Annotated in this window: 19 protein-coding genes; 2 read left to right on the top strand and 17 right to left on the bottom strand. The window is 67.5% G+C overall.

The window, feature by feature from the left end:
- Positions 1 to 505 precede the first annotated feature (505 nt).
- The 17 genes from argJ to QZ294_RS06100 form a co-directional block, all read right to left on the bottom strand.
- Positions 506 to 1,690: a bifunctional glutamate N-acetyltransferase/amino-acid acetyltransferase ArgJ gene (gene argJ / locus QZ294_RS06180; RefSeq protein WP_297048136.1), complete on the bottom strand. Its 1,185-nt coding sequence runs from the start codon at positions 1,688 to 1,690 to the stop codon at positions 506 to 508.
- Between the two features lie 47 nt (positions 1,691 to 1,737).
- Complete coding sequence (gene asnS / locus QZ294_RS06175; protein ID WP_297048027.1) at positions 1,738 to 3,096, bottom strand: asparagine--tRNA ligase; 1,359 nt, start codon at positions 3,094 to 3,096, stop codon at positions 1,738 to 1,740.
- A 146-nt stretch (positions 3,097 to 3,242) separates the two neighbouring features.
- Complete coding sequence (locus QZ294_RS06170) at positions 3,243 to 4,835, bottom strand: (Fe-S)-binding protein (protein WP_297048025.1); 1,593 nt, start codon at positions 4,833 to 4,835, stop codon at positions 3,243 to 3,245.
- 11 nt (positions 4,836 to 4,846) lie between these two features.
- The gene (locus QZ294_RS06165) at positions 4,847 to 5,788 is read right to left on the bottom strand and encodes a respiratory nitrate reductase subunit gamma (protein ID WP_297048023.1); all 942 of its coding nucleotides are present in this window, start codon (positions 5,786 to 5,788) and stop codon (positions 4,847 to 4,849) included.
- A 358-nt stretch (positions 5,789 to 6,146) separates the two neighbouring features.
- Positions 6,147 to 7,577: a phosphatidylserine/phosphatidylglycerophosphate/cardiolipin synthase family protein gene (locus tag QZ294_RS06160; protein WP_297048021.1), complete on the bottom strand. Its 1,431-nt coding sequence runs from the start codon at positions 7,575 to 7,577 to the stop codon at positions 6,147 to 6,149.
- Between the two features lie 123 nt (positions 7,578 to 7,700).
- Complete coding sequence (locus QZ294_RS06155; RefSeq protein ID WP_297048020.1) at positions 7,701 to 8,123, bottom strand: universal stress protein; 423 nt, start codon at positions 8,121 to 8,123, stop codon at positions 7,701 to 7,703.
- Between the two features lie 139 nt (positions 8,124 to 8,262).
- Complete coding sequence (locus tag QZ294_RS06150) at positions 8,263 to 12,633, bottom strand: response regulator (protein ID WP_297048018.1); 4,371 nt, start codon at positions 12,631 to 12,633, stop codon at positions 8,263 to 8,265.
- 4 nt (positions 12,634 to 12,637) lie between these two features.
- On the bottom strand, positions 12,638 to 13,261 hold the full coding sequence (locus QZ294_RS06145; RefSeq protein ID WP_297048016.1) for a tetratricopeptide repeat protein: 624 nt from the start codon (positions 13,259 to 13,261) through the stop codon (positions 12,638 to 12,640).
- Between the two features lie 344 nt (positions 13,262 to 13,605).
- Positions 13,606 to 14,304, bottom strand: coding sequence for a tetratricopeptide repeat protein (locus QZ294_RS06140; protein WP_297048014.1), 699 nt, complete (start codon positions 14,302 to 14,304; stop codon positions 13,606 to 13,608).
- Complete coding sequence (locus QZ294_RS06135) at positions 14,297 to 14,434, bottom strand: CcmD family protein (RefSeq protein WP_297048013.1); 138 nt, start codon at positions 14,432 to 14,434, stop codon at positions 14,297 to 14,299. The genes QZ294_RS06140 and QZ294_RS06135 overlap by 8 nt, the downstream gene beginning before the upstream one ends.
- Before the next feature lie 50 nt (positions 14,435 to 14,484).
- Positions 14,485 to 15,150 carry a cytochrome c biogenesis protein gene (locus QZ294_RS06130; protein ID WP_297048011.1) on the bottom strand — a complete coding sequence of 222 codons (666 nt, stop codon included), beginning with the start codon at positions 15,148 to 15,150 and terminating at the stop codon, positions 14,485 to 14,487.
- Positions 15,150 to 15,827 carry a heme exporter protein CcmB gene (locus QZ294_RS06125; protein ID WP_297048009.1) on the bottom strand — a complete coding sequence of 226 codons (678 nt, stop codon included), beginning with the start codon at positions 15,825 to 15,827 and terminating at the stop codon, positions 15,150 to 15,152. The genes QZ294_RS06130 and QZ294_RS06125 overlap by 1 nt, the downstream gene beginning before the upstream one ends.
- On the bottom strand, positions 15,815 to 16,498 hold the full coding sequence (locus QZ294_RS06120) for an ABC transporter ATP-binding protein (RefSeq protein WP_297048008.1): 684 nt from the start codon (positions 16,496 to 16,498) through the stop codon (positions 15,815 to 15,817). The genes QZ294_RS06125 and QZ294_RS06120 overlap by 13 nt, the downstream gene beginning before the upstream one ends.
- Entirely contained in the window at positions 16,491 to 18,449 is a 1,959-nt protein-coding gene (locus tag QZ294_RS06115) for a cytochrome c-type biogenesis CcmF C-terminal domain-containing protein (RefSeq protein ID WP_297048007.1), read from the bottom strand. Before QZ294_RS06115 ends, QZ294_RS06120 begins: the two co-directional genes overlap by 8 nt.
- Positions 18,450 to 18,595: 146 nt before the next feature.
- Complete coding sequence (locus tag QZ294_RS06110; RefSeq protein WP_297048005.1) at positions 18,596 to 19,009, bottom strand: cytochrome c maturation protein CcmE; 414 nt, start codon at positions 19,007 to 19,009, stop codon at positions 18,596 to 18,598.
- 143 nt (positions 19,010 to 19,152) lie between these two features.
- Positions 19,153 to 20,202, bottom strand: coding sequence for a hemolysin family protein (locus QZ294_RS06105; RefSeq protein ID WP_297048003.1), 1,050 nt, complete (start codon positions 20,200 to 20,202; stop codon positions 19,153 to 19,155).
- A gap of 661 nt (positions 20,203 to 20,863) precedes the next feature.
- Positions 20,864 to 21,730 carry a purine-nucleoside phosphorylase gene (locus tag QZ294_RS06100; protein ID WP_297048001.1) on the bottom strand — a complete coding sequence of 289 codons (867 nt, stop codon included), beginning with the start codon at positions 21,728 to 21,730 and terminating at the stop codon, positions 20,864 to 20,866.
- Positions 21,731 to 21,928: 198 nt separating this feature from the next.
- On the opposite strand from QZ294_RS06100, the gene QZ294_RS06095 reads away from it, so the two are divergent.
- Together QZ294_RS06095 and QZ294_RS06090 are read left to right on the top strand one after the other, a co-directional pair.
- Positions 21,929 to 23,386 (top strand): biotin carboxylase N-terminal domain-containing protein, encoded by a 1,458-nt coding sequence (locus QZ294_RS06095; RefSeq protein WP_297047999.1) that lies wholly within the window; start codon positions 21,929 to 21,931, stop codon positions 23,384 to 23,386.
- A gap of 25 nt (positions 23,387 to 23,411) precedes the next feature.
- Positions 23,412 to 25,655, top strand: a complete 2,244-nt coding sequence (locus QZ294_RS06090; RefSeq protein WP_297047997.1) for an acetyl-CoA carboxylase carboxyl transferase subunit alpha/beta — start codon at positions 23,412 to 23,414, stop codon at positions 25,653 to 25,655.
- Positions 25,656 to 25,668: the final 13 nt, after the last annotated feature.

Raw genomic sequence — 25,668 nt, 5'->3', positions numbered from 1 at the left:
GCGCGAAGCGCCGTGCCCGTTCGAGCGTAGCGAGGTACGGGCATCGTCCGCAACGCGTCAGGCCAGCGCAAAAGGGCTGTTTTTGACGGATGATTGTGGCATTGCACAAGCTGCCACATCTCAAGCCAGCAGTCACATGAATAGGTCCAGACCCTAGTCCAACAATACGTCCATACACCCAGTACCAAAGTGAAGCCCAGTGTCTACTTGCAAAAGCAGACACTACAACCCGCAAGGGTTTTGCGGCGGCATGGCCGGGTTCATTCGCGAAAAGCCAGGCTTTTTCGCGAACGATCCTGCAAAAATTCTTCGCAGAATTCTGCGCGGAATTTTTGCAATCAGACACTAGAGCATTTTGCTGATGAAAATATCTGCAAGACAGATATTTTCATCAGGTTTCGCCGCCTCCATTTCTGCGGAAAAGCGTGGTTTTCCGCCTTATTACGGCGCGGGCGTCTGCTCCCGCAGACGCCAGAGCGTTACGCAATTTCATTGCGAAAACGCTCTACGAGCGATAGTCGGCGTTGAGGCTCACATATTCGTGACCGAGGTCCGAGGCCTGCATGCTGTAGCAGCCCGGGCCTTCGCCAAGCACGATGTCCACATCCACATCCTTCGCCTTGAGCAGTTCCGCAAGCTCGTCTTCCTTGTCGTCATTGACCGGCTGCCCGTGGCGGAAGCGCTCGATGCCGCACAGGAACAGGCTCACCCGTTCCGGCTCGAAGCTGGCCCCGCTGTAGCCCACCGCCGTGACGATGCGGCCCCAGTTGGCATCGCCGCCGTAGATGGCGGTCTTGACCAGCTGGGAGTGACCCACGCTGCGCGCCACCAGTTCGGCGTCCTCCGCGGTGGCCGCGCCGCTGACCCTGATGTGGATGACCTTGCTCGCGCCTTCACCATCGGCCACCAGCATGTGCGCCACTGTGGCGAGTATGTCCGTGAGCGCCCCTTCGAGCAGGGCCGCGTCGGCGGCGGACGTGGCGGCCACCCCCGACGCGCCGTTGGCAAGGCCGAGGATGGTGTCATTGGTGGAGGTATCGCCGTCCACGCTTACCCGGTTGAAGGTCGCGTCCACGGCGCGGCGGAACATCTCCTGCCAGGGGGCGCGTTCCACGGCGGCGTCGGTGAGCGCCACGCAGAGCATGGTAGCCATGTTGGGGCAGATCATGCCCGCGCCCTTTGCCATGACCGTGAGCCGCACCACGCCGCCGGAAAGACGCACCTCGCGCATGGCGAACTTGGGGAAGGCATCCGTGGTCATGAAGGCCCGCGTGAAGCCCTCGGCGTCACGGCTGCCCAGGCTTTGCGCCAGGGCGGGGAGCGCGGCGCGCCAGTTGTCCATCTTGAGATGCGCGCCCACCACGCCGGTGGAGATGGGCAGGATCTCGTCCGGGGCGAGGCCCAGGGCCTCGGCGGCAAGGCGCTGCGTCTCGCGGCAGTTGGCAAGGCCCTCGTCGCCGGTGCAGGCATTGGCCTGTCCGGAATTGGCAAGCACGGCGCGCACCTCGCGGCCGCTCGCCAGGATCTCCTGACAGACGCGCACCGGCGCGGCCCGGAACAGGTTTTTCGTGAACATGGCGGCCAGGACACAGGGACGGTCGGACACGATGAGGCCCAGATCGTCCCGGCCAGCCTTGCGGAAGCAGGCTTCGGCCGCGCCGGCCCTGAAACCCCGGGGGAGATCGTCGATCATGGTTGCTCCTGCGCGCAGGGAGCGCGCTCTCTGAAGGAACCGCTCTAAAACTCCAGGCTTCCCGGAGTGCGCGGGAACGGAATGACGTCGCGGATATTGCTGATGCCCGTGAGAAACATGAGCAGCCGCTCGAACCCCAGGCCGAATCCGGCATGCGGCACGCTGCCGAAGCGGCGCAGGTCCAGATACCACCAGTAATCTTCCGGCTTCTGGCCCAGTTCCGCCATGCGCGCTTCCAGCAGGTCCAGGCGTTCCTCGCGCTGCGAGCCGCCGATAAGCTCGCCGATGCGCGGCACCAGCATGTCCATGGCCGCCACGGTCTCGCCATCGTCATTGGCCCGCATGTAGAACGCCTTGATCTCGCGCGGATAGTCATAGACGATGACCGGGCGCTGAAAATGCGTTTCGGCCAGGTAGCGCTCGTGCTCCGTCTGGAGATCGATGCCGAAACTCACCGGATAGGCGAAATCGGCATCCGCGTCCGCCAGGATCTGCACCGCCTCGGCATACGGGATACGCGCAAAGGGCTGGCGCAGCATCCCCCTGAGCCGCTCCAGCAGCCCGGGTTCCACAAACCTGTCAAAGAGCGCCACATCCGCGCCGCAACGCGCGAGTACCTGCTCCACCACATGCCGGGTGAGGCTCTCGCCCAGTTCCATGAGGTCTTCCAGGTCGGCAAAGGCCATTTCAGGCTCGATCATCCAGAATTCCGCGGCATGGCGCGGCGTATTGGAATTTTCCGCGCGGAAGGTCGGCCCGAAGGTATAGACGCGGCCAAGCCCCAGGGCAAGGGCCTCGGCCTCCAGCTGGCCCGAAACCGTAAGGCTGCACGGACGGTTGAAAAAGTCCTCTCCCTGTTCGCCGGGGGCGAGGGTCGTCACATGGAACATCTCGCCCGCGCCCTCGCAGTCCGACCCGGTGAGCACCGGCGTGTGCACCCAGGCGAAGCGCCGCGAACGGAAAAACTCGTGCACCGCAAAGCCGGCTTCCGAGCGGATGCGGAACGCCGCGCCATACTTGTTGGTGCGCGGCCTGAGGTGCGCGATGCCGCGCAGGAACTCGTCCGAATGCCGCTTCTTCTGCAGGGGGAAGGTCTCGGGATCGGCCCCGCCGAACACCTCCACCCCGGCCGCGCGCAGCTCCCACTTCTGGCCCTTGCCCGGTGAGGGCACGAGCTGCCCCCACACGCGGAGCGCCGCGCCGGTGTTGGACTCGCCCAGCGCCGCGTGCGCCGGGGTGCCGTCATCCACGATGCACTGGAGGTTGGCAAGGCAGGAGCCATCGTTCAGCTCCACAAACGAAAAACCCTTGGCATCGCGCCGGGTGCGGACCCAGCCGCACACGGTGACGGAATCAGCCGGTTTTTCGGCCTGAAGGACATCGACGATGAGGGTGCGCTGCATAGGAACTCCTCCGGGACACAGGCCCGCTGAGGGGAACTGGGGGATGAGACGGCAGCATAGCCTTTTCCCGGAGACGGCTCAAGACATGCGCCACGACAAAAAAAGGGGGGCCGAAGCCCCCCCTTGCATGTCCGTTCGCGAAGCGGCTACTCGTCGCCTTCCCACTTGATGAAGCCAGGCTCCACGTTGCTCATGGCGTTGACGATGAGTTCCACCAGACCGCCGTAGGCGAAGCTGTTCTTGGAATACAGGTCATTGTGCTCCAGAAGCTCGCGGATCTGGCCCTTGCAGTTGGAACACGGGGCGCAGATGTATTTCTTGGTCTCGGGTCCGAGGCATTCCTTGAAGGCTTCGCCGATCTGCCACAGCTTTTTGCGGCCGGAGATATTGCCGCGCCATTCGTCGATATTGTTGCGCGTCATGATGGCGAAGCCGGAGCCGCCGCCGCAGCAGTAGTTGTCCACGCCGTGGCAGGGCATTTCCCGGAACTTGGGCGCGATCTTGTGCAGGATGTCGCGCTGGGGCTTGACGATGCCCATGAGGCGCACGGCATTGCAGGGGTCGTGCAGGGTCACGGGGAAGTCGTTGCGCGACGGATCGAGCTTGAGCCGGCCGCCGAGCACGATGTCGCGCAGGGTGACGTAGCAGCTTTCGCGCGGCACCTGATACTCGTAGGGGATGACGCGGTCGGCGACGACGGTGATGGCCTTGTGGGCATGGCCGCACTCGCCGACGACGATCTTCTTGACGCCGAGTTCCTTGGCCGCAAGCATGTGGTCAAGGGCGATGCGGGCGAGCTGGGCGTCATCGTAGAAAACGCCGTAGTTCACGCCGTCATAGGCAACGGCCTTGCTCGAAAGCGTCCAGGAAAGTCCCGCCTCCTGGAAGATGAGCGAGAAGGCCGCGATATTCTCCGGCCAGGCCATGATCTCGCCGGCATTGTGCAGCAGCATGATGTCCGCGCCCTTCACGTCGAAGGGGGTGGTGATGCCCACACCGGTGATCTCGGAATAATCCTCGTCGATGAACTCCACATTTTCGCGGACGACATCGGGGGTCATGCCGGTGGAGGAGCCGACCTTGAGCTGGTTCATGGTGCCCTTTTCGTGCAGCTCCCGGGGATGGATGCCCAGCTCCTGGCTGAAGAGCTTGCGGATCTCGCGGGCGATGAGTCCGTTGTCCACGCCGATGGGGCAGGTCTGGGCGCAGCGGCGGCAGAGATTGCAGCGGTAGGCGAGTTCGCCCAGGCGCGCCACGGTCTTCCAGTTGAGTCCCATGTCGCCGTAGCGCCACTTGGCGAACGGCTCCTTCTTCACATACTGCTTGTAGATGCGGCGGAAGATCTCGGAGCGGTAGTTGGGGCGGTACATTTCGTTCTCGCCCGACATTTCCCAGAGATGACACGCCTGGGAGCAGGAGTTGCACTGGACGCAATTCTCCATGCTGCTTTCCAGCATGGGCAGGCACGTCCAGTTGTTCTCCTTGGAGAAGAGCTTGCGCATGCCCGTGAGGAACCTGTTGACCAGTTCCTCCTCTTCCTGGGGATTCTTGGGCTTGGGAATATTGAGCACGCACACATCGTCGAGGATGCAGGCCGTGTTTTCCTTCTGCTCGTCGGTGAAGGGCTTCCAGGGCATGGGCTTCACGTCAAGCGCGAGTTCGGGCAGATCCTTGAGGTCAATGCTGACCATCTGCCCTTCAACGGTGGAAACATCTTTCAGGGACAGCTTGTCTTTCATGTCGGGACTCCCTACTCGTCGTTCTTGGGGGCTGCGGGGTTGGTGGTAGCCACGTCCACCCAGGTCCTGGGGCTGCCGTCGCCGGCGATGTGCGGGGCGGCCCAGGTCACCTGGTACTGGAGCATCTCGTCGATGATCTTCTTGTTCTTGTCGCTGTAGACCGTGGCTTCGTCACCCCAGCGGATGTCATGGTACAGGAAGTACTTCATGATCAGGTGCCCCATATTGGTCACGGGGATGGCGATCATCAGGAAGAAGCCCACAAGCATGTTAAGCACGAACCAGGCGCTGCCAAGCGGCTGGAAGTTGAAGGTGAAAAGATTGTGGATGAAATCCCGCGCCAGCTGGTAGTAGGAGGGGTTGAACGCCCAGGCGCAGAGCGTGAGCAGCCCGAAGAGGACAAAGGAACCCAGATTGATGTACTGCTCCACCGTGGTGTACTTCTTGAGGCCCGCATCCTCCCGGCGGCGCAGGATCAGCGCGATGCCGCCGCCCGCGATGCAGAAGGCGCCCAGCAGGACGACCGCATTGATGACATTGGCGACAAAGGTCATGAAGGCGCCCTGCGGGTCAACGCCGAACAGCTGGAGCAGGACCGCGAACACGAGGATGATGGTGCCGCCCATGAGCATGTACATGCCCACATGGAAGGGATAGGTGCGGATCCAGAGCTTGGGATTGTGCTCATAGGTCGCATGCAGGCAGAGCACTTCCACAAGGATGCCCTTGATGTCGCCCCAGTGGTCCACATGGCGTTTTTTCGTCCACCAGTCCTTTTCTTCCATGTAGCTGCCGCCGTAGGCTTCCTTTTTTGGCCCTTCATGCGGGATGGGATACAGCTCCCAGCGGATATGGAGCGGGCTTGCCTTGAGGTAGGTCCTGATCTTCAGCGCGGCAAGGCAAATGAAGCCCAGCACGGCCAGGTAGCCCAAGAGGTAGAAGAGTGTCATCATGCGTTTTCTCCCATGCTTCAGGATGCCGCCGCGCAGCCGCATGGCGGGGTTTTGCCGGAATTCTGCCGCCCGGCGCCAACCGGCCGGAACCGCCGGAACGGGAAACACGCCGTCAGTCCGCGCCCCGCGCGGGCAACGCCCGCGCTGCCGGCAGACGGCGGCGCGTGCGCGGGTTCACGGCAGGATTCGTGACGGGTTCCCATCCATACCCGAATACCGGAGAAATGGAAAGCGCTCTTTTCCAATCGCAGCAAGAGGCTTTTCCAGGACCCCGGAAATTTCCGCGAATAAATCCGCCCTGTTGCGGTCCAGGCCGTTGCGCGAAAAAAACTTCACGCCGGGCGGCGCGCCGCCTGCCTCAAAGGTAGGGGGAAAACAGCCAGCAGGCCGCGTTACGCAGCCTGACCGCCAGGGGCGCGGCCACAAGCTCGTCGTGGACAAGCTCGCGGCTCCTGCCGATGGTGGCGTCGATGAATTCCACGATCCGCGCCTGGAAGGCGGCGTCAAAGACCTCCATGTTCAGTTCGAAGTTCAGGCGCAGGGAACGGGCATCCAGATTGGCCGAACCCACCTGGGTATAAAAGTCGTCCACAGCCAGGAGCTTGGTGTGTGCAAACGGGGGCGGCTGGAACCAGACGCGCACGCCGGCGGCGAGCAGCCCGGGCAGAAGCCGGCAGGTGGCCCAGTTCATGTAGGGAAGATTGTTTTTCTGCGGGAGCACCACGCGCACATCCACGCCCCGCTGCCCCGCCGAGCGCAGGGCGGCCATGAGGTCATGCGAGGGCAGGAAATACGGGGTCATGATGCGCACGCGCTCGCGCGCCACGTTGATGGCGCCGCAGATCAGGTCATTGAGCACATCCGCGTCGTTGCCGGGACCGTCCACGATGACGCGGCACCGGCTCGGACCCGCCTCCGCATCGGGCAGCGGCGGCAGCGGGACATATTCGTCCGTGCAGAAGTTCCAGTTGAGCTGGAAGGCATGGCGCAACTGGCTGACCACGGGACCCTCGCAACGGAAATGCATGTCCTGGATGCGATGGGGTCCCGCGCTTTCCAGGTTGCCGTCGGCGATGTTCATGCCCCCGGTGAAGCCCACGGCATCGCAGATAAGCACCTTGCGATGATTGCGGAGGTTGATGGTCAGGCTCGGCGGCAGCAGGGCCGGCGGCAGAAAGCGCGCGGTCCGCACGCCGCGCCGCGCGAGCATCTTCCAGGGTTTGCGCCAGGAATAGAGGGCGCCCACGCCGTCCACGAGGACACGCACGTCCACGCCGCGCGCCGCAGCCGCGGCGAGCGCCTCCACGAAGGCGTGCCCCACCTTGCCGGCATTGAAGATATAGGTGGCGAGAAAGACATGGGACCGCGCGGCAGCGATGGCCGCGAGCATGGCGGGATAGGCCTCGTCGCCGTTCTGCAGGGGACGCACGGCATTGCCGGCGCACAGGGGCACCCCCGTCAGCCTGCGCCCCGTGCGCGCAAGGCACAGGGCTTGCGCCGTCCCGATGTCCGGCTCTTCCCCGGACGGTCCGGGCGCCGCCGGGGGAAACGGCGCGGCCGGGCTGTGCGCCGCCTGGCGGCGCATGATTTTTTCGGCCCGGCTTTGCGCGCGGCTGATACCGAACAGGACATAGAGAAGCGGCCCGATGAGGGGCAAGAGAAGCACGCATGCCGTCCAGCCCAGGGCGGCCCGGGGGTCGTGCTTGGTGAGCAGCGCGTGCCCCGCGGCCACCCAGGAAAGGCAGTGGACGGCGAGAAACAGCAGGATCTCCGCTGTGAGGACAAGCATGGACACCTCCCGGAACGTTCAGCACGCGGGAGCTGTCCGCAACGGCGCGCGTCCCGCCCGACGGAACGTTTCAGGCCCCCGGATGCCCCGCGGGCATGGCGGCGCGGGCAACGCTCTCCCGCGCTAGCTGCGCACCGCCAGCAGGTCCACGCCCGTATTGCGGAGCACGCGCTCGGTGATGGAGCCGAGCAGCATGTCCCCCAGACCGTCGCGGCCATCGGTGTACATGACGATGAGATCCACCTTTTCCTCATCGGCGACGCGTACGATGGTCTCCGCCGGAGTGCCTTCCTCCACGCGCGTGTGGAAGGCCGCCCCCGCCGTTTCCAGCGCCTCGATGATGGGACAGAGGAGGGTCAGCCCCCTGGCCGCCGCCTCGCGCTGCAGCTCCGTGTGCGCCTCGCCGCCCACCACCTGCGAGACGGGTTCGGTAACATGGAGCAGCACGATCTCGCCCGCGCTGACGCCCATGGCCTTGACCAGAGCCTTGCGGGAGCGTTCGCCGTGGGTTTTGCCGCTGACCGGCAAAAGAACCTTGCTGTACATGACGCCTCCTTTCGATTCGCGCCCCGGCGCTTCGGCAGCTCGCATTCCCGCCCGGGTCCTGCCCGCATATGTTGGCATGTCACGGCGCTTTGTGCAAGCCCGGAAACGCGCGGGGCCGCCCCGTATCCGGCAGCGGCGGCTACTTGCGCTGCGCCAGGGCGATGCGGTTGCGCTCCACGGACACCGCCAGCTCGGGGAGCAGGTCCCTGAGCGCGTTCATGTCTCCGGCGCGGCCGGCCCGTTCCACGCATCGCGCCATGCGCGCGAGCACGCGGAAGCCGAAACTTTCCGACTCCTCCGCTATCCTGGCGGCCGCCTGCGCCACCATCCGGCCGCGTCCCGCGGCATGGGCCTCGGTCGCCTGCGCCATGGCCGCATCCAGACGCTCCACCAGTTCCAGAATGGCGGCATCCGGCGACGTGACGCCGGGGACGGACGCCCGCGCCGGAGAGACCTCCCCGGCGGCAGTGGGGTCCGCAGGAACGGCGGCGCCGGCATCGGCCGACGGCGTGGAAAACGCCGAGGAAACGGCGGAGGCCACCAGTGACACGCTCGTTTCCACAAAGTCCGTCACGCCGCCGGCAGGAGCCTGTCCGTCAGCCTCCGGCTGCCGGGGAGGATCCCCGGCGCAAGTCGCACCGGCCTGCGGCGCGGGCGTCGCAGGAGCCTCCGCGCGCGTGGCGCCGACGATGAAATCCATGAACGATCCCGCCATATCCGCGGCAGCGGCGGACGACGGCGCCGGAGCTTCCTCCCCGGACCCGCCGCCCCCCGTTTCCGGGGCGGCATCCGGCTGCGCCCGCTCCGTGCGGGGAATGGGCACAGGCTCGCCCACCCATTCACCGGGAACAGGCACGCTGGGACTCGTATATCCGCCGCGCGCGGCCGGTGCGGCATGCCGTGGCTCCTGCCGGGCGGCATCCGGGCGCCGGTCGCCGTCGCGCGGCGTTTCCGGCTTCGGACGGCGCGGCACGGGCGAACCGATGGGCATGGGTTCGCCCACCCATTCACCGGGGCTGGACAGGGCGGGACTCACATAGACCGACGCGCGGGCGGCCGCCGGAACCTCGGGAGCGTCCCCCGCCGTGGAAGCGGGGGGAACGGCCCGCGGCACCGTAGGCCCGTGCAACGCTGCTTCGTCTTCTCCGGCGCGTTCGTCGTCCGCCGGAGCGTCCGGGTCGGCTTCCGGCAGCGGCGCCCCCATGGATCCCGCAGCGGAACGGCCGTCCGCCGCCGGTGACGACGCGCCGGCGGCATCCGCCGCAACCGGCGTGACCTCCACCGCATATGCCATGAAGGGATCGCCCGCTTCGCCACTCCCGGCACCGGCGCCGTCGCTCAGGGCGGAGACGGGCGCCGCGTCTTCCCCGGCATCGGGAGGCGTCGGCGCGCAGGCCACCCCGGGCGCGGTGTCCGCGCCCGCCGTGGACCCGGCCGATCCGTCTTCCGTTTCTTCTCCCGGCAGGCCGGAAACGGCGGGCGTCTCCTCCGGGCATTCCGGCGGAAGCTCCCGTTCCTCCCCACCCGGGCCAGCGGCCGCCAGATCGGACCCTGCCTCTTCCGGCAACGGGACTTCTTTCGGCAACGGGGCTTCTTTCGGCAACGGGGCATCTTCCGGCAGCGGGGTTTCCTGTTCCACCACGCCGTCTTCGGGACCGGCGGCCATTCCGCCGTCCCCGGCGGCAGACGGCATCGACGGCTCCGGCGCCGCGGGGGGAGCCGCCTCCGCTGTCGCGCCGGCATCGGCATTTTCCGCGGGCGCGTCCTCAGCCGCCACCGCAACGGACGAAGCCGCGGCTGAGGGCGCGGTCTCCGGCGGGGCATCCTCTCCGGGATCCCGGGCCTCCGTCCCGGCTCCAGCGGCATCCTGAACGGCGGCAGCGGCAGGGGCGGCGGCGCTGTCTCCCGAAGCCCGCGCCGTCTTTTCCTGCGGCACCGGTTCCGCGCGGCGCGCGCCCCGCATCACGTCCCGCACGGTCTGCCGCAGGGCCTCCGCATCCACTGGCTCCAGCAGGGCGTGGGTGAAGCCGCTGTCCGCCAGCAGGTTCCACTGGCTGTCGTCCACGGTGACGGCCAGCACCTTGCAGCCGGAAATGCCGGCAGCCGCGGCGCGCTCCAGAAATTTCCTCACCATGTCCGCCGCGGCGGGCAGGGCATATCGCCCCTGCGCGACCAGAAGCACGGCGGGATCGGCCTCGTGACGCCGCAGGGCCTCGTGCTCGCTCCCGGCTTCGCTGCATCTGCACGGCAGGTCCGTCAGCATCCGCGCCAGCTCGCGCCGCTGCCGGGGGTCCTCAGCCACGATGATGACATGGGGACGGGCATCGGCGGGCATTTCCTCCGCGTTGTCCTCCAGCGGCTCAAGGTGCAGCGAAAAGGCGATGGTCGTTCCGTTTGGTCCGTATTCCATGCCCACATACCCGCCATGACGCGCCGCCAGTTCCCAGGCCCGCGCCAGCGCAAGGCTGGAGCGATCCCGCGGGGGCGCGCCCGCGCCGGTATCCGTGACCGTAAACAGGATATTGCCCGGGTCGGAGCTTTCCGGAACGCGCCGGGCCGAGAGATGGACAGCCCCCTGACGCGTGGCGCGGACAGCGCTTTCCAGCAACAGCCCCAGCGTCTCGCCGAGCGCCCGGGCATCTCCCCGGTAGAGCTGGCCGAGATGCGGCGGCATGTACCAGGCGAGGCCAATGCCCGCATATTCCGCCGCCGGGGCAACGGCGCCATGGGCTTCACGCAGCAGGCGCTGAAGATCGAAGGCCGTGGCCGCGCCCCCGCCCACCCCGGAGGCGGCGTCGTCCCCTTCGCCGCCGGGTCCGCCCCCGGTGTCCGCATGGCTGAGCACATCCGCCATGCGCCGCGCCGCCGCAAGCATGCCCGCGGCATATTGCCGCACCGCCGGCGGCAGGGCGCACTGCTCCAATGCCGCGCCCTCGCGCAGCAGATCATCCAGCGGCGCGCGCAAGGCCCCTTCGCGCGCTTCGGCCCTGGCACGGTCCGTGACCATGGCCGCCTGGAGCGGCACCTTCAGCCCTTCCGCCGCGTCCGCTTCGTCCGGCGCGGCAGTGCCGGACGCGGCGGCCGGGTGCCCGCCCGGGATCAGGCGCAGATTGGGGTCATCCAGCGGATGTTCCAGCGTGATGATCCCGTCGCCGTCCGGTTCATGACCGTCCTGGGCAGGGCCGGACGAGGCGGACGCGGCGGTTCCCGGGGGCATGTCCGCCGGAGCGCCGGTGGCCGCGATGAGCAGCGCGCTCAGGGCCGTACCCCACAGGGGCGCCGAGGCAAGCAGGTTGGGCGGTATCCCGAAATCAAGGCCCAGGACCCCGCCGGCCACAAAGAGCGGCGGCAGGAGACAGCCAAGAAGAAAACGGCGCGCCCCCCCGATCCCCATGATCCACGCGCCGAGCGCCGTGGGCACGAAGAACAGGGTGGCGGCGGGCCAGAGATCGAGCCAGCGGTCAAGCCACGCCCAGCCCGGCACCAGGGGCAGCAATGCCAGCACCGCGCCGGGCAGGGAAAGCAGGAGGAGCTGAAAATCAAGGCTGCGCGAGCGTTCGCGCGTACGCATGAGATGCCGCCCCACATGGGGCAGGAGCATGAGCGCGATGCCCGGCGCCAGCGTGGCGGCGGCCTGTCCCGGGCCGGGGCGGTTGCCGCCGGCGTCCGGCATGCCGAGCAGGGCCTGCCCGAGCGCCACAGCCACATACAGCGCCGTCCAGATTCGCCATTGCCCGTTTTCCGAAAGCCCGCGCAGCAGGCAGAGGAGCATGACCACGCCCAGGGCCAGGATGGCCGCCGTGCGCGCGAGACTGCCCCAGTTGGTGGCGGCGTCCGCAGGGGTACGCACCATGGGCGAGAACCAGAGTCCGGGCATTCCGTCAAGCCGGATATAACAGGTCAGGGGTTCCGCGCCGGCTTCCGGCAGCAGCAGGACATTTCTCTGCGCCGGGCTGGATTCGCGCCATTCCAGGGCGCCGCTCAGGTCATTGCGTTCCGGCTCGTACAGCATGGGCGTGCCGGGGATGCTCTCGCCCATATCCAGCAGGAACGTCGCGGGCCGCTCCCCGGCGCCCAGAGGCGCAAGCGTGAAGCGGAGCCACATGACGCCCTCGGCGCGCGGCAGCTTCTCGAGGACAAGCGGCGCATAGTCGGCCGCCCGGCCGGGAGCCGCCGCCTCCTCGATATCCAGGGCGGCGCTTTCGTCCAGCAGGTACTCAAGATAGGGCATGAGCGAGAGGTTCGGCTCGCCGCCGCGCGTGGGCACCATGGCCTGCGGGACGCGGACGCCCGTTGCCCGGGGGGTCTGCGCGGCGGCAAGCGCCGGCGCGGGGACCGTCTGCCGCGCCCCGGAGCGCACATCGGGGCGCGCCTCCGGCAGGAGAGCTTCCGCGGCGCGGCACGGAACCGCCAGAAAAACAAGCCCCGCCAGCGCGACAAGGGCCATGCCCGGCGCGGCCGCCCGCAGCAGGCGGCGCCACATCGAACCCCACATCCCCGTGATCGTCATAGCGTCATTGTCTCCGAAGCGGCTCTTCCAACCGCCGAACCATTTCCGCAACAGCGCGTCCGTCAGGAGCGCGCGCGTGCGGATTGACCCCGAGCAGCCTGCGCCAGGCCGCCACGGCCTCGTCCCTGCGGCCCAGATCGGTATAGAGCACCACGCCCACATTGAAGAGGGCATTCTCATGGCGGGGATCGGCGGCCAGCGCCTTGCGGAAGCACTCCACGGCCTTTTGCGGCGCCTTGTCTTCCCGATACATGATGCCGAGATCCGTGAGCACGTCGGCATTGCCGGGAGCGAGCGCCAGCGAGCGCTCATAGGCATGGATGGACTCACGGACACGGCCCGCGTCAAAAAGCAGGTTCCCCAGTTCCGCCCAGTCTCCCGCGGAATCCGGCGTCGTGCGGACGGCCGCTTCCAGGGCTTCGAGCCGCGCCGCCAGCTCGGGCGGCAATCTGGAAGCCGATGGCCCGGGAGCAACGGCGGGGCGCCCGTCGTCGCCGTCGGACGCCACGGCAGGCGGCGCAGCCCCCCCCGCAGCGGGCGCGGGGGAAATTTCCGCCCCGCGCATATCCCCGAGAACGCCGGGGAGCAACGTCCCCAGATAGAGACCGAGGACCAGCGTCAGCGCCATGCCCGCCATGCAGGAGGAAAGCCGCACCGTACGGCCGGCAGCCGGGGAGGCCGCGGCGGGATGCCGGGAGCGGTCCCTGCGCGCGTTCACGGGAGCGGAAGGACATGCCCCGGCAGGGGCCTCCGGTCCCGTCGCTCCCGAGGGAGGGGAGGACGCGGGCGTGCGCCCGGGGGCGTCCGCATTCTTTCTGGATCTGCGACGGGCCATCTCCACCTCGCTCCGGCGCGCCTCGCCGGGGCACATGCTCCGCAACGCGGCCCCGCCGCCCGGTGACATGCCTGGCGCCGGGGCGCGGTTCTCCCCACTTCTCTACAACCGGAGGGGAAAAGAGGCAAGGCGCCTTTTCAGCGCCTGTCCGCTCCCGTGCCGGAACGCCCCGTGGCGCCATGTTCAGGGGCGGCTTTCCGCGCCGGCGCCGTCTTCGCCGCAGCGTCCCCGCCCGCGCGCTTCTCCCCTTCTCCGGGCAACGGGGCCTTTTCCAGCTCCTCGCGGATACTTTGCCGCAGGCTCTCGTCCGCATCCGGGTCATGCAGCGCCATGCTCAGATGCTCCACCCCGCGGGCGGGATCATTGAGGTAATGGAGGTAGAGCACCCCGAGGCTGTAGCGCATGGGCGCGCTTTCCCGGGTGCGGAGCGCCTCTTCGAGGAGTTTCGCGGCCTCGGCGTGCCTGCCCTGATTATGCCGGATGACGCCGAGCAGATAGCGCGTGCGCGCGTCCTGCGGGTCCAGCGCAAGGGCGCGCGTGGCGAAGCTCTCGGCCCCGTCCCAGCTGCCCATGGTCATGAGCCGTTCCGCGATCTGCATCAGGGCGGCCTTGTTGCCGGGGTCTCTGGCAACCTCCTGCATGAGGCGGCCCACCTCGTCCGTCCCGTCGGCCGGTGGCTGCCCGGTGGCGGCCGTCTGCGCGGCAAAGTGGCGCACCGTGAGTCCTGGCGAGGTGAAGCGTTCCACCAGCGACGCCACGAGCATGGCCGCCAGCCCCAGACCGAGGGCGACCACCAGGACCCGGGCGCGTCCCGTGAGGGCGTTCTCCCTAGCCACGGCGGGCGCGCTCCCACCGGGCGAAACGGGCGGCAAGCCCGCGCTGCCGGCTGCCCATAAAGGCGAGATACGCCCCAAATCCAAGCCAGACCACGGCATTGGCCGCCATGAGCCAGATGATGGTATCCATGCATTCCCTCCGAAAAGCGATTCCAGACAGTGCGGTCTGGCGCAAAACCGTCAGATGCCGTCGTCGTCCCCGGCGGCGGCCTCCAGCCGCGCCGCCAGATCCAGCTGGCGTTTACGCAGCCACACAAGCCCGGCCCAGAACAGCCCCAGGGCAAGCACGCAGGCCAGTGCCGTCAGCTTCATCTCCGGTTCAAGGCCGCCGCCCCTGGCGGCAAAGACCGCCGGGTGGATGGAGCGCCAGATGCGCGCCGAAACAAAGACCAGCGGCACATCCAGAAAGGCGGCCACGCCCACCACGGCGCAGACAAGACGCCGCCGCTCCGGGGCCATGTCCAGCCCGCGCAGCAGCAGGTAGGCCGCATAGACGAACCACATGACGAGCGTCGTGCTCAGGCGCGGGTCCCAGGTCCACCAGACGCCCCAGGACTTGCGCGCCCAGATCATGCCCGTGACGAGGGCAAGGCCGCTGAAGAGCACCCCCACCTCGGCGGCGGCGGCGCACAGCCTGTCCGCGGCCGCGCTGCGGCGCGCAAGCACGGCGATGGAGCCGAGAAAGACAAGAAAAAAGCTGAACAGCGCCCACCAGGCGAGCGGCAGGTGAACATAAAAGATCTTCTGCATCAGGCCGAGCGTGGCTTCTTCCGGCGCATACAGATAGATGAGCCACTGGCAGGCCGCCAGGGCCACGCCCCCGGCAATGGCGAGCAACTGGGGCATCAGTCCTCTCCCGGATAAAGGAAACCGAACAGAACAAGCCCGGCGCCCAGAAAGACCGCGTCGAACGCCGCCGCAAGGCCGAGCCAGGCGCGCGGACCGTCCGGCGCCGGAGCGCCCAGGCACTGCGCGCCCACACCGATGCCCGCCAGCAGGAGGGGCGTCAGCAACGGAAAGAGGATGACCCCCAAAAGGGACTCCCGCCCCGACTGGCCCTGCGCGAGCGCGCCCAGCAGCGAACCCAGGGCGCACATGCCCACATCCACCAGCGCCAGGGAGACCGCCCCCGCCAGCGGCAGCGCCTCCAGCCCCTGGCCGAGAAAGATCATGGCCGCGGGCAGAAAGACCGCCTGCGCCAGCAGCAACAGCAGCAGCCCGGCCAGCATCTTGCCGAGCCAGACCCCCTGGATGGGCGCGGGGCAGAGCGCCAGGCCCAGACGCGCGGCGTTGACCTCTTCCAGATCATAGAGCCGGTTGAAAATGAGCACCTGCGAAAAGGCGGAACTCAGCCAGAACATGGCGGCGGCGGCCTGGGGACCCACGCGTTCCCCCGGACCCTGCGCGAGGCTGAACACAAAGAGGAGGAGCAGGCCGAGCAACAGCGCCTGCACAAGCCCGTTGCCGCGCGCGAGCGAAAGCGCGAGGTCCTTGCGGGCGACGGCCAGGCTCAGGCGCAGCATGCGCGCCCTCCTTCCGGGGCAAAAAACGCCGGGGCCGGCCCATCATAGGTCACGGAACCCCGCGTGAGGGCCACCACCCGGTCCGCCAGGGGCGCGTCCCCGGCCAGGTCATGGCTGACAAGCGCCACGCAGGCCCCGCGTTCCCGCGCCGCGGCGATCTCGCCGCGCAAAAGGTCGCGCGAGGGCGCGTCCAGCCCGGTGGCGGGTTCGTCCAGAAGCAGGATGTCGGGCGCGAGCATGAGCACCCTTGCCAGATTGAGCCGCTGCGCCATGCCGCGCGAGAAGACGCGCGCGCGCTCATGGGCATGGTCAGCAAGCGCCACCCGCTCCAGCAGGGTCAGGAGCGCCTCCCGGTCCAGCGGCAGCTGATGGGCCGCGCGCCAGAAGGCGAGATTTTCCAGGGCGGTCAGGTCGGGATAGAGAAACGTGGCGTGCCCCACATAGCCGAGGCGCGGTTCGGGACCCGGGGCGCCGCCCTCCGGGCGCAGGAGGACGCGGCCCGAACTCGGCCGGGAAAGCCCGGCCATGATCTTGAGCAGCGTGCTCTTGCCCGCGCCGTTGCCGCCGGTCACCAGCGTGACGGTGCCGCGCGCGAAGGCGCAGTCCACGTTCCTGAGCACCAGGGCCGCGCCGTAGCGCTTGCCCACGCGCTCAAGGACAAGCTCAGGCATGGGGGGCATCCCCCCCGGCGCCGGGCGCGGGGGCGCCATCCGCGGCCGCCCTGCCGCGCGCCCCTCCGCCAAGGCCAAGCAGCGGCAAGAGGCACATAAGCGCGCCGCCGATCCAGATCCAGTTGACGAGCGGCTCCACGCTGATCTTGACATAGACGCGCAGGTCTTCATCCATGCCCAGGAGGGAGGCGTAAATGTCCCGGGCCGGCCCGGAAATGACATCCACCTCCGAGAACTGCATGCTCCCGAACTTGGCATAGATGCGGCGTTCGGGCGCCACCGTGCCAAGCGGCTCGCCGCCCCGGCTCACGGCCAGGCGCGCCACCAGATAGTCATAGCCCGGGCGCTCGCCGTCTTCCACCGCCTCCAGCTTCACGGTATAGCCGCCCACCTCGCCGCTCTCGCCCCTGGCGAGCAGAAGCTCCCGATCCTGCGTATACGGCCCGGAAAAGGCGATGCCCAACGCCAGGAGCGCAAGACCGCAATGCGCCCCGAGGGCCGCGCGCGCGCGCGGGGAGCGGCGCACCGCGCGCTCGGCCAGGAGCATGCCCGCGTCCACGAGGATGGCGATGGACGCGGCGGCGGCCACCAGCGCCGTGGGACGGCGGTAGCCAAGCAGCCAGATAACGGTCCCGGCGGCCACAAAGGCCCCCGCTGCCACGAGGAGCCGCCCCCCGTGGCGTGACGCCCCGGCGGGAGCCTGCCCGCCGCTCCACGCGAGCCACGGGCAGGCCGCCAGCAGGACCAGCAGGAGCGCGCCCAGCGGCAGGCAGACGCGGTTGTAGAAACTCGCGTCCAGCCCGCGCGGCGCGCTGCTCCAAAGCGTGCTCAACACCGGCCACATGGTCGCCACCAGAATGATGGCCGCCAGGGCGAGAAAGATCCATGCCACCAGCACCAGCGCGCCTTCCCGGCTTTCCGGCGAGGCCAGGGGGCGCCCCTGCGGTCCCGCGCACCAGAGCGTCCAGCCCGTGACGGCCAGGCCGGCAAGGACAAAGAGGAAGAGCGGCGTGCCCACCCCGCCGTCGCCAAAGGCATGCACGGACTGGATGACGCCGCTGCGCGTGAGATAGGTGGCGAAAAACGCCATGATGACCGTCAGGGCCATGAGTCCGGCCGACGCCCGGCCGAGCTTGCCGCTGCGGTTTTCCACGGCGAGGATGTGCAGAGCCGCCGTGGCCGCGAGCCACGGCAGGAGCGACGCGTTTTCCACCGGGTCCCAGGCCCAGTAGCCGCCCCAGCCCAGTTCCATGTATGCCCACCAGGCGCCCAGCACAATGCCCGCCGTCAGCAGGAGCCACGAGACGAGGATGAAGGGCCGCGTCAGACGGAACCACCGGCCCTCGTCACTTCCCGCGCCTGAAAGCAGTTGCGCCAGGGCAAGGCAGGCGGGCACGCCGAACCCGGCATAACCCAGGAAGAGCAGCGGCGGATGAAAGATCATGCCGGGATTCTGGAGCAGCGGATTGAGACCGTTGCCGTCCACGGGCACCGGCTCCTGCATGAGGAAGGGATTGCTCCAGCTCGTGAGCAGGAGGCAGAAAAAGGCCATGATGGCGCAGTTGAACGCTTCATACCAGAGACGCGTGCGCGGCGAAAGCCCGGCGTGGGCGCGCGTGACGGAAAACAGGCTGCCGCACAGCGCCGCCGCCAGCGCCCAGAAGAGCAGGGAGCCGGGCTGCCCGGCCCAGAACGCCGTGAGCCTGTAGAACAGCGGCAGGATGGCGTCCGTGTACGAGGCCACATATTCCACACGGTAGTCCTGCCAGAACAGGGCGTGGAGCAGGCAGGCCGCGGCAAGGAAAAGGGCGCCGGTCATCCCCCACTGGGCCTTTTCCAGCAGGCGGAGATGATCGCTGCGTCCCTGCCAGAGCTGGAGCAGGGCCATGCCCCCGCCGCCAAGCGCGCAGAGGAGGGCCAGGAGGAGCATGGCATAGGCGAAGACGTACATGGGGATTCCTTGGCTGGGAGGATTGCCGGGCCAGACCGGGCAGGAGGGATGCCCCGGCGCGGACCGCGCCGCAACGGCCGGGAACGCCCGCGGCCCGTCACGCCGCGGGACCGCGGAAAACCGCGTTTTTCGCGTGCGATCCGGCGCTAGCTCGCGCGATTTTCCTTCTGATACTTGGAGGGGCACTTGGTCATGAGCACCCTGGCGGAGAAACGCCCGTCCGCGCCCATGCCGCCCTCGACGATGACCTCGGCCCCCGGCTTGAACGCGTCCGGCACCACGCCGCGATAGTCGACGAGCAGGGTCTCCGCCGCGTTGTCCTTGTCTTCCAGGCGAAAGGTCACGCCCATGGCGCCGGACGGCGTCTCAATGCCCGCCGGGGACACGGTGCCGAAGATCCGCGCCGCCGCAAGCTTGTCGCCGCTCGCGGCGCGGGCCTCGGCCACATTGAGGAAATACACGCTGTTTTCCGAAAAACCGGTATAGGCGAGAAAACCGACCCCGCCCAGAAAGAGGAGAAAGGCGGCCACATAGAGGGGTGTGGAATTCCTGCGCGCCATGCATGCTCCTGATTGGGTCCGGAACCGCCCGTCACGGAGAGGCCCCGCCGCTGTTGCATATCTGCCCAAAGGTCGCAATCTAGCGGATTTTCCCGCCACTGACAAGAATCATTCCTGCCGGCACGGAACGCCCGCGCCGGTGGTCACTGCCCGGCCGCAGGGGTGCCCCGGCGGGTGAGCGCCTTGCGCCGCTCCCGCGCCAGGGCGCGCAGGTCCGCCACATTGTCGCTTTCGTCCATGATCTCGCTGCCGAGGATCTCTTCCAGCACATCCTCCAGGGAGACCACGCCCGCCAGGCCGCCGTATTCGTCAAGCACGGCGAAAAGATGGACGCGCGCGCCCAGAAGCTCGCGCAGGAGGACATCCAGCGTCTGGCTTTCCTGCACGAAATGCAGGGGACGCATGATGGCCGAAAGGGGCACATCCACCTTGTCCTCGGCGTAGCAGCGGCCGAGAGTGCGGCGTTCCACCAGGCCCACGAGGTCCTCGTTGTCCTCGCCATAGACAGGGATGCGGCTGAAATGCCAGATGCGCGGGTCCTTGTAGGCGTCGGCCACGGTGACGTCGTCCGGCAGGGAGAAGACCACGGTGCGCGGGGTCATGATCTCGTGGACGCGCTTCTGGTCGAGCGAGAGCACATTGCGGACGAAATGCTCCTCATAGGGCTGGATGCGGCCAGCCTTGCGCGAAAGGCTGGTCATGGCCCGGATGTCGTCCTCGGAGATCTCCGGCTTGCCGGACTTCGACGAGAGCAGACGCGTCATGAGCCGGGTGAGCCAGAGCAGGGGGGAAAGCACCTTGACCATGAGCATGATCGGCCGCGCCAGCATGGAGGCCACGGGCGCGGCATAGGCCACGCCGAGCGTCTTGGGCATGATCTCGCCAAAGGCCAGGATGATGATGGTGAACGCCACGGCAAAGAGCGCCATGTGCGACGGCCCGAACACCGCGAGGAACGCCGCGCCCGCAATGGCGGACCCGGCCGTGTTGGCAACGGTATTGAGCGTGAGGATGGCCGCGATGGGACCGTCCACGTCGCTCCGCATGGCATAGAGCAGCTCGCCCGAGGCTTTGCCCTCGCTACGAAGGCGTTCGATGGCGGACCATGGCACCGCATAGAGCGCGGCTTCGGCAAGGGAACAGAAAAAGGAGACGAAAACGGCCACTCCGACGGCCATGATGAGCGTGACCATGAAGGCATCCCGGCAAGTGGTTCGCCGCCCCGGCGCGGTGCGGCCCAGTCGCTTTCAGCATAGCCCGGCTGCGGAAATTTGGCAATGGGCGCGGCCATTGCGCCAGGACGGGCGCCGAAAAGCATGGTTTCTCGCTCTCTCGGCAGCTACGCCGCCGCAATATCCTTGCGGATTTTGTAGTGTCTGCTTTTGCAATTAGACACTAAAAGCTCAGACCTCATTAAAATAAAAAGACAAAGTACGCTATGTTTTTTTGTTTGCCAGTAAAAGGGAGGGGGTTCCGCTCACCGCCCGAAGCGGAGCGAAGGGCGGGGGCTGTCGCCGCAAGGATCCGAAAAAATAAGAATTTTTTGCGCCGGCAAGGAAATGGGCGATTTTTGGAGGGAGTGTACTCAGGTACATGACCGACAAAAATCGCACAGTGACGCGACCGAAGGCGGCGCGAAGCGCCGTGCCCGTTCGAGCGAAGCGAGGTACGGGCATCGTCCGCAACGCGTCAGGCCGGCGCGAAAGCCACCCGGAGGGCGCGCCGCAGGCGCGTTTGCGTTGTCGCGCGAAGCGCTGCTTACGCAAATGGACAGCAACGCAAGGCTGTTTTTGACGGATAATTGCGGTAGTACACAACCCGCCGCATCCCCAACCGGCAGCGCATCGATAGGGCTTAACCCTCGCCGGCCGCGGCCGCCAGCTCCGGCAGGACCGCCTCCAGCAGGCGCCCGAGCGACTCCCCGGCCCTGCCCGCCACGGCGATGACCTCGTCCAGGGGCGCGGGCGCCATGCAGTCCGGCAGGTTTTTGTTGGTCAGGCAGGAAATGCCGAGGACCCGCATGCCCCGGTGCCGCGCGGCAATGACCTCCAGCACCGTGCTCATGCCCACGGCGTCCGCCCCCCATTGGCGGTACATGCGCGTTTCGGCGGCGGTCTCCATTTCCGGGCCGTGGACGCCGATATAGACGCCCTGCTCCAGGCGCAGGCCGAGGCGCAGGGCCGCGTCGCGCGCCAGGCGCCGGAACCCGGCATCAAAGGGCGCGCTCATGTCGGGAAAACGCTCGCCGAACCCGTCGCAGTTGGGACCCGTGAGCGGCGAAACGCCGGTGTGGTTGATCATGTCGCTCATGCACATGAGGGAACCGGATTCAAAAAGCGGATCGAGCGCGCCCGCGGCGTTGGTGATGACCAGGGCGCGGATCCCCAGGCCGGCCATGACGCGCACGCCCATGCAGACCTCGGCCGGGGTGCGGCCCTCGTACAGATGGCAGCGGCCCAGCTGGGCGAGCACGGGCACGCCGGCGAGGCGCCCCCACACAAAGGCGCCCTCGTGGGAATCCACGCCCGGACGCGGCATGCCGGGAAGGCCGGCGAACGGCACGCGCACGCTCCCCGCCCCTTCAAGCAGGGCGCCGGCGATGCGGGACAGGCCGGTGCCGAGCACCAGCCCCACGGGCGGGCGCGACAGGTCGGCCTTGCCCCGCGCAAGGGCGGAACGGAGCGCGGCCACGGCATGCTGGACTTCCTGGGGATTTTGCATAGAATCATCTCTTGGTGGAGGGAACGGCGATGGACGCCTTGGTGGAGAGGCTCCCCGGCAGGGGAGCGGACCGACGCCGGATCTCGCCCCGTCTGCGCGGGACGCCAGGCACAGGATATGCCGGAACCTCCGCGCCCACAAGCCCGCGCGGCGCGCCGCGGGGCGATTTCCGGACGGGCTTTTTTTCGGGAGAATCGCGTGAGCAAGGCTCAGGACAGCAAGAAGAAGGCGGACCCCGTCGATCTGGGCGGGCACCGGGTGCTCGTAGCCAACCGGGGCGAGATCGCCATGCGCATCATGCAGGCCTGCCGCAAGCTCGGCATCGGCTTCACCGCCATTTATACGGCGGAGGACGAAGCCTCCGGTCATGTGGAACTGGCGCGCCGCATCGGCGGCGCCAAGGGCCTGTTCCGCGTCTCCTCCTACCATGACGCCAACGAGCTGATGGCCGTGGCCGACGTGGCGGAATGCACGGCCGTCCATCCGGGCTACGGCTTCTTTGCCGAGGATTTCCGCTTCGCGCGCCGCGTGACCAAGCGCGACCGGGCCATGATTTTTCTCGGGCCTTCCTGGAAGATCATCCGCGAGCTTGGCGACAAGATCAACACCAAGCGCCTCGCGCGCAGCCTCAACGTGCCCACGGTGCCCGGCTCGGACAGGCCCATCTACGACGAGCTGGAAGCCGAGCGCATCGCCAAGTCGGTCTTCGAGTTCCAGGAGGCGCAGGGCATCGCGCGGCCGCTCGTGCTCGTCAAGGCCTCGGCGGGCGGCGGCGGCATGGGCATCGAGGAGGTGTACGACCCGGACCAGTTCCGTTCCGTCTACCGGCGCATCCGCAACTATGCCCTGCGCCAGTTCAAGGACGAGGGCGTCCTCATCGAACAGCGCATCACGGATTTCAACCATCTGGAAGTCCAGATCGTTTCCGACCGCAGCGGGCGCAATCCCGTCCACTTCGGCACGCGCAACTGCTCCATCCAGTCCACGGGGCTTCAGAAGCGCATCGAGGTCGCGCCCGGCTTCGCGCCGGAAACGCTCCACTACAGTTTTGACGCCAATCGCGTGCTCACCGACATTGTGGACTATTCCCTCGCCATGGCGAAAAAGGTCGGTTACGACAATGTGGGCACCTGGGAATGGATCGTCACGCGCACGGGCGAGCCTTTCCTCATGGAGGTGAACACGCGCATCCAGGTGGAGAACGGCGTTTCGGCCTGCATCGCGCGGGTGCGCGGCGCGGAGGGCGTGGACCTCATCGCCGAGCAGATCCGCACCGGACTCGGCCAGCCGCTGGGCTACACCCAGGCGGAGATCGCCACCGAGGGCGTGGGCGTGGAGTACCGCCTCATCGCCGAAGACCCGGACAACAACTTCACCCCCTGGGTGGGCCGCATCGAGCATTTCTCCTGGACGGAGGCCCCGTGGCTCACCGTGCTCACCCATGTGCCGCTGGACCGCCCCTACGAGATCCCCACGGAATTCGACCCCAACCTCGCCCTAGCGATCATCTGGGGCAAGGATATCGACGAGGCCAAGGCGCGTGGCCTGGCCTTTCTTGAGTCCCTCAAGCTCGAAGGCGTCAACGGCGCGGGCGAGCCGCTCAAATCCAACGTGAATTTCCTCAAGGCCAATACCGGGCGCATCCTGCGTTTCTGAGGGCCGCCAGCAAAGGGCGACGCCAATGGACAACAATATCGCAAAACGCATCCAGAGCCTGCGCGACAGGCTCGCCTACATGCAGGACATCTTCGCGGGCAAGCACGCGGACAACGCGGACCTCCTGCGCGAACGGCTGGACGGCTTTGAGACCCGCGTGGCCGAAGGCGCCCTGGACGATCCCTTTGCCGAACTCGCCACGGTGGAGGACCTGTTCTCCTATGTGGAACGGCGCCTCGAAAACGAGATCACGCCCATGGACAGGGTACGCATCGTCCGCCATCCGCAACGCATCTGCCTGCGGGACATCCTCGAAAACGTCTACGACAACTTCACCGAGGTGGGCGGTCAGGACGAGCACAGCCTGGACCCGAGCATGCTCATCGCGCGCGCGGTCATCATCCGGCGCCGGGGCAAGAAATCCTACCGGCAGTCGGTGCTCGTCATCGGCCAGGAAAAGGGCCACGGCGCGGAATTCCGCAACGGCGGCTCGGTCAAGCCCTGGGGCAATGCCAAGGCCCTCCAGTACATGCGCGTGGCCGAGACCGAAGGCATCCCCATCCACGCCTACATTTTCACGCCCGGCTCCTACCCCATCGAGGACTACCCCGGCGCGGCCCAGCAGATCGCCCGCAACATCTACGGCATGGCCGGACTCAGGGTGCCGGTGGTGGCCGTCATTTCCGAGGGCGGCTCCGGCGGCGCCGAGGCCATCGGCCTGGCGGACAGGCGCCTCATGCTCTCGCACGGCTACTATTCCGTCATCTCGCCCGAGGGCGCGGCGGCCATCGAGGGGCACCTCAAGGCCGGCGAGCGCGCCACGCCGCAGCTCATCGAGCATTGCGCCGAAAACCTGCACATCACCGCCGAGGACAACCTGCGCTTCGGCTACATCGACCGCATCGTGCAGGAGCCGCCCCTGGGCGCGCGGCCCTGGCACTTCGACTTTTTCCGCACCCTCCGGCAGGAGGTGCTCCGCGCCACGGACGAGGTGGTCATCTCCACCCGCAACCCCATGTTCCGGGGCCTTGCGCTTTCGCGCCGCCGCAACCCCGAGGCCAATCTTGACGAAATGCACATGCGCTGGGGCCTTTCGCCTGCGGCCAAGAGCCGCCTGAGGGAACGCCGCCAGCAGAAGTTCCTCCGGCTCTCGCGCAATGCCGCGCGGGACAGGCGCCCCTTTCTCGCCAAGACGGCCGCGGCCTTCTGGGACTGGGCCACAAAGCCCTGGGTGGCCTTCAAGTACGATTTTTACCGCAAGCACCGGCGCAAGGTCAGCGGCTTCATGGAAGAGATGGGCAATGAATGGGAGACCTTCAAGGCGCGCCTGTTCTCGCCCTGGCACAGGCTTGCCGGCTCGCGCAAGGACAAGGATGACGCGGCCAACGAGCTTACCGCGCTTTCGGCCTGGTCGGGCGACGGGCGCCGTCGCAAGTGGAACTACATCTCGCCGCGCTACAAGATCGACCGCGCCGTGACCTGCCCCAACAGCGCCTCCTACGGCTGCCTCGACCTCTGGGGACCGGACCTGTTCGCGGAATTTGCCGGCGTGTGCAGCCACTGCGGCTACCACTTCCCCATGGAGCCGGAATGGTATGTGAAAAACGTGTTCGATGAAGGCTCGGTCTTCGAGTTCAACAGCGAGATCGAAGCGGGCAACCCGCTGAACTTTCCCGGTTTTGCCGAGCGCATCGCCGCCGCGCAGAAAAAGACCGGCGCCAAGAGCGGCTGCATGACCTTCGAGGCGCGCATCGACAATATCAAGATGGTCGTCGCCATGCTCATGGGCACCTTCCGCGGCGGCTCCGTGGGCGCGGCCGAGGGCTTCAAGTTTGTGGAGGCCGCGGAACGGGCCGCCAAGAAACGCCAGCCCTTCCTCGCCTATGTCCACGGCACGGCGGGCATCCGCATCCAGGAGGGCACCCACGGCGTCATCCAGATGCCGCGCTGCACCGTTGCCGTGCGCCGCTATATCGAATCCGGCGGCCTGTACATGGTGCTGTACGACACCAATTCCTTCGCCGGGCCGGTGGCGAGCTTTCTCGGGTGTTCGCCCTACCAGTTCGCGGTGCGTTCCTCCAACATCGGCTTTGCGGGGCCGGGCGTCATCAAGGAGACCACCGGCATGGACATCCCGCCCAAGTACCACCGTTCCTACCGCGCGCTCTCGCGCGGGCACATCCAGGGCATCTGGGACAGGCGGCAGATCCGCGCCAATCTCAAGCAGGCTCTGATGACCATCGGCGGCAGGAACCTCTCTTACCGCTAGCGGGCCGTACATT

Origin of the sequence: uncultured Desulfovibrio sp., assembly GCF_910584445.1 — a bacterium.
Taxonomy (GTDB): Bacteria; Desulfobacterota; Desulfovibrionia; order Desulfovibrionales; family Desulfovibrionaceae; genus Desulfovibrio.
This window is presented reverse-complemented; position numbering and strand designations above follow the sequence as displayed.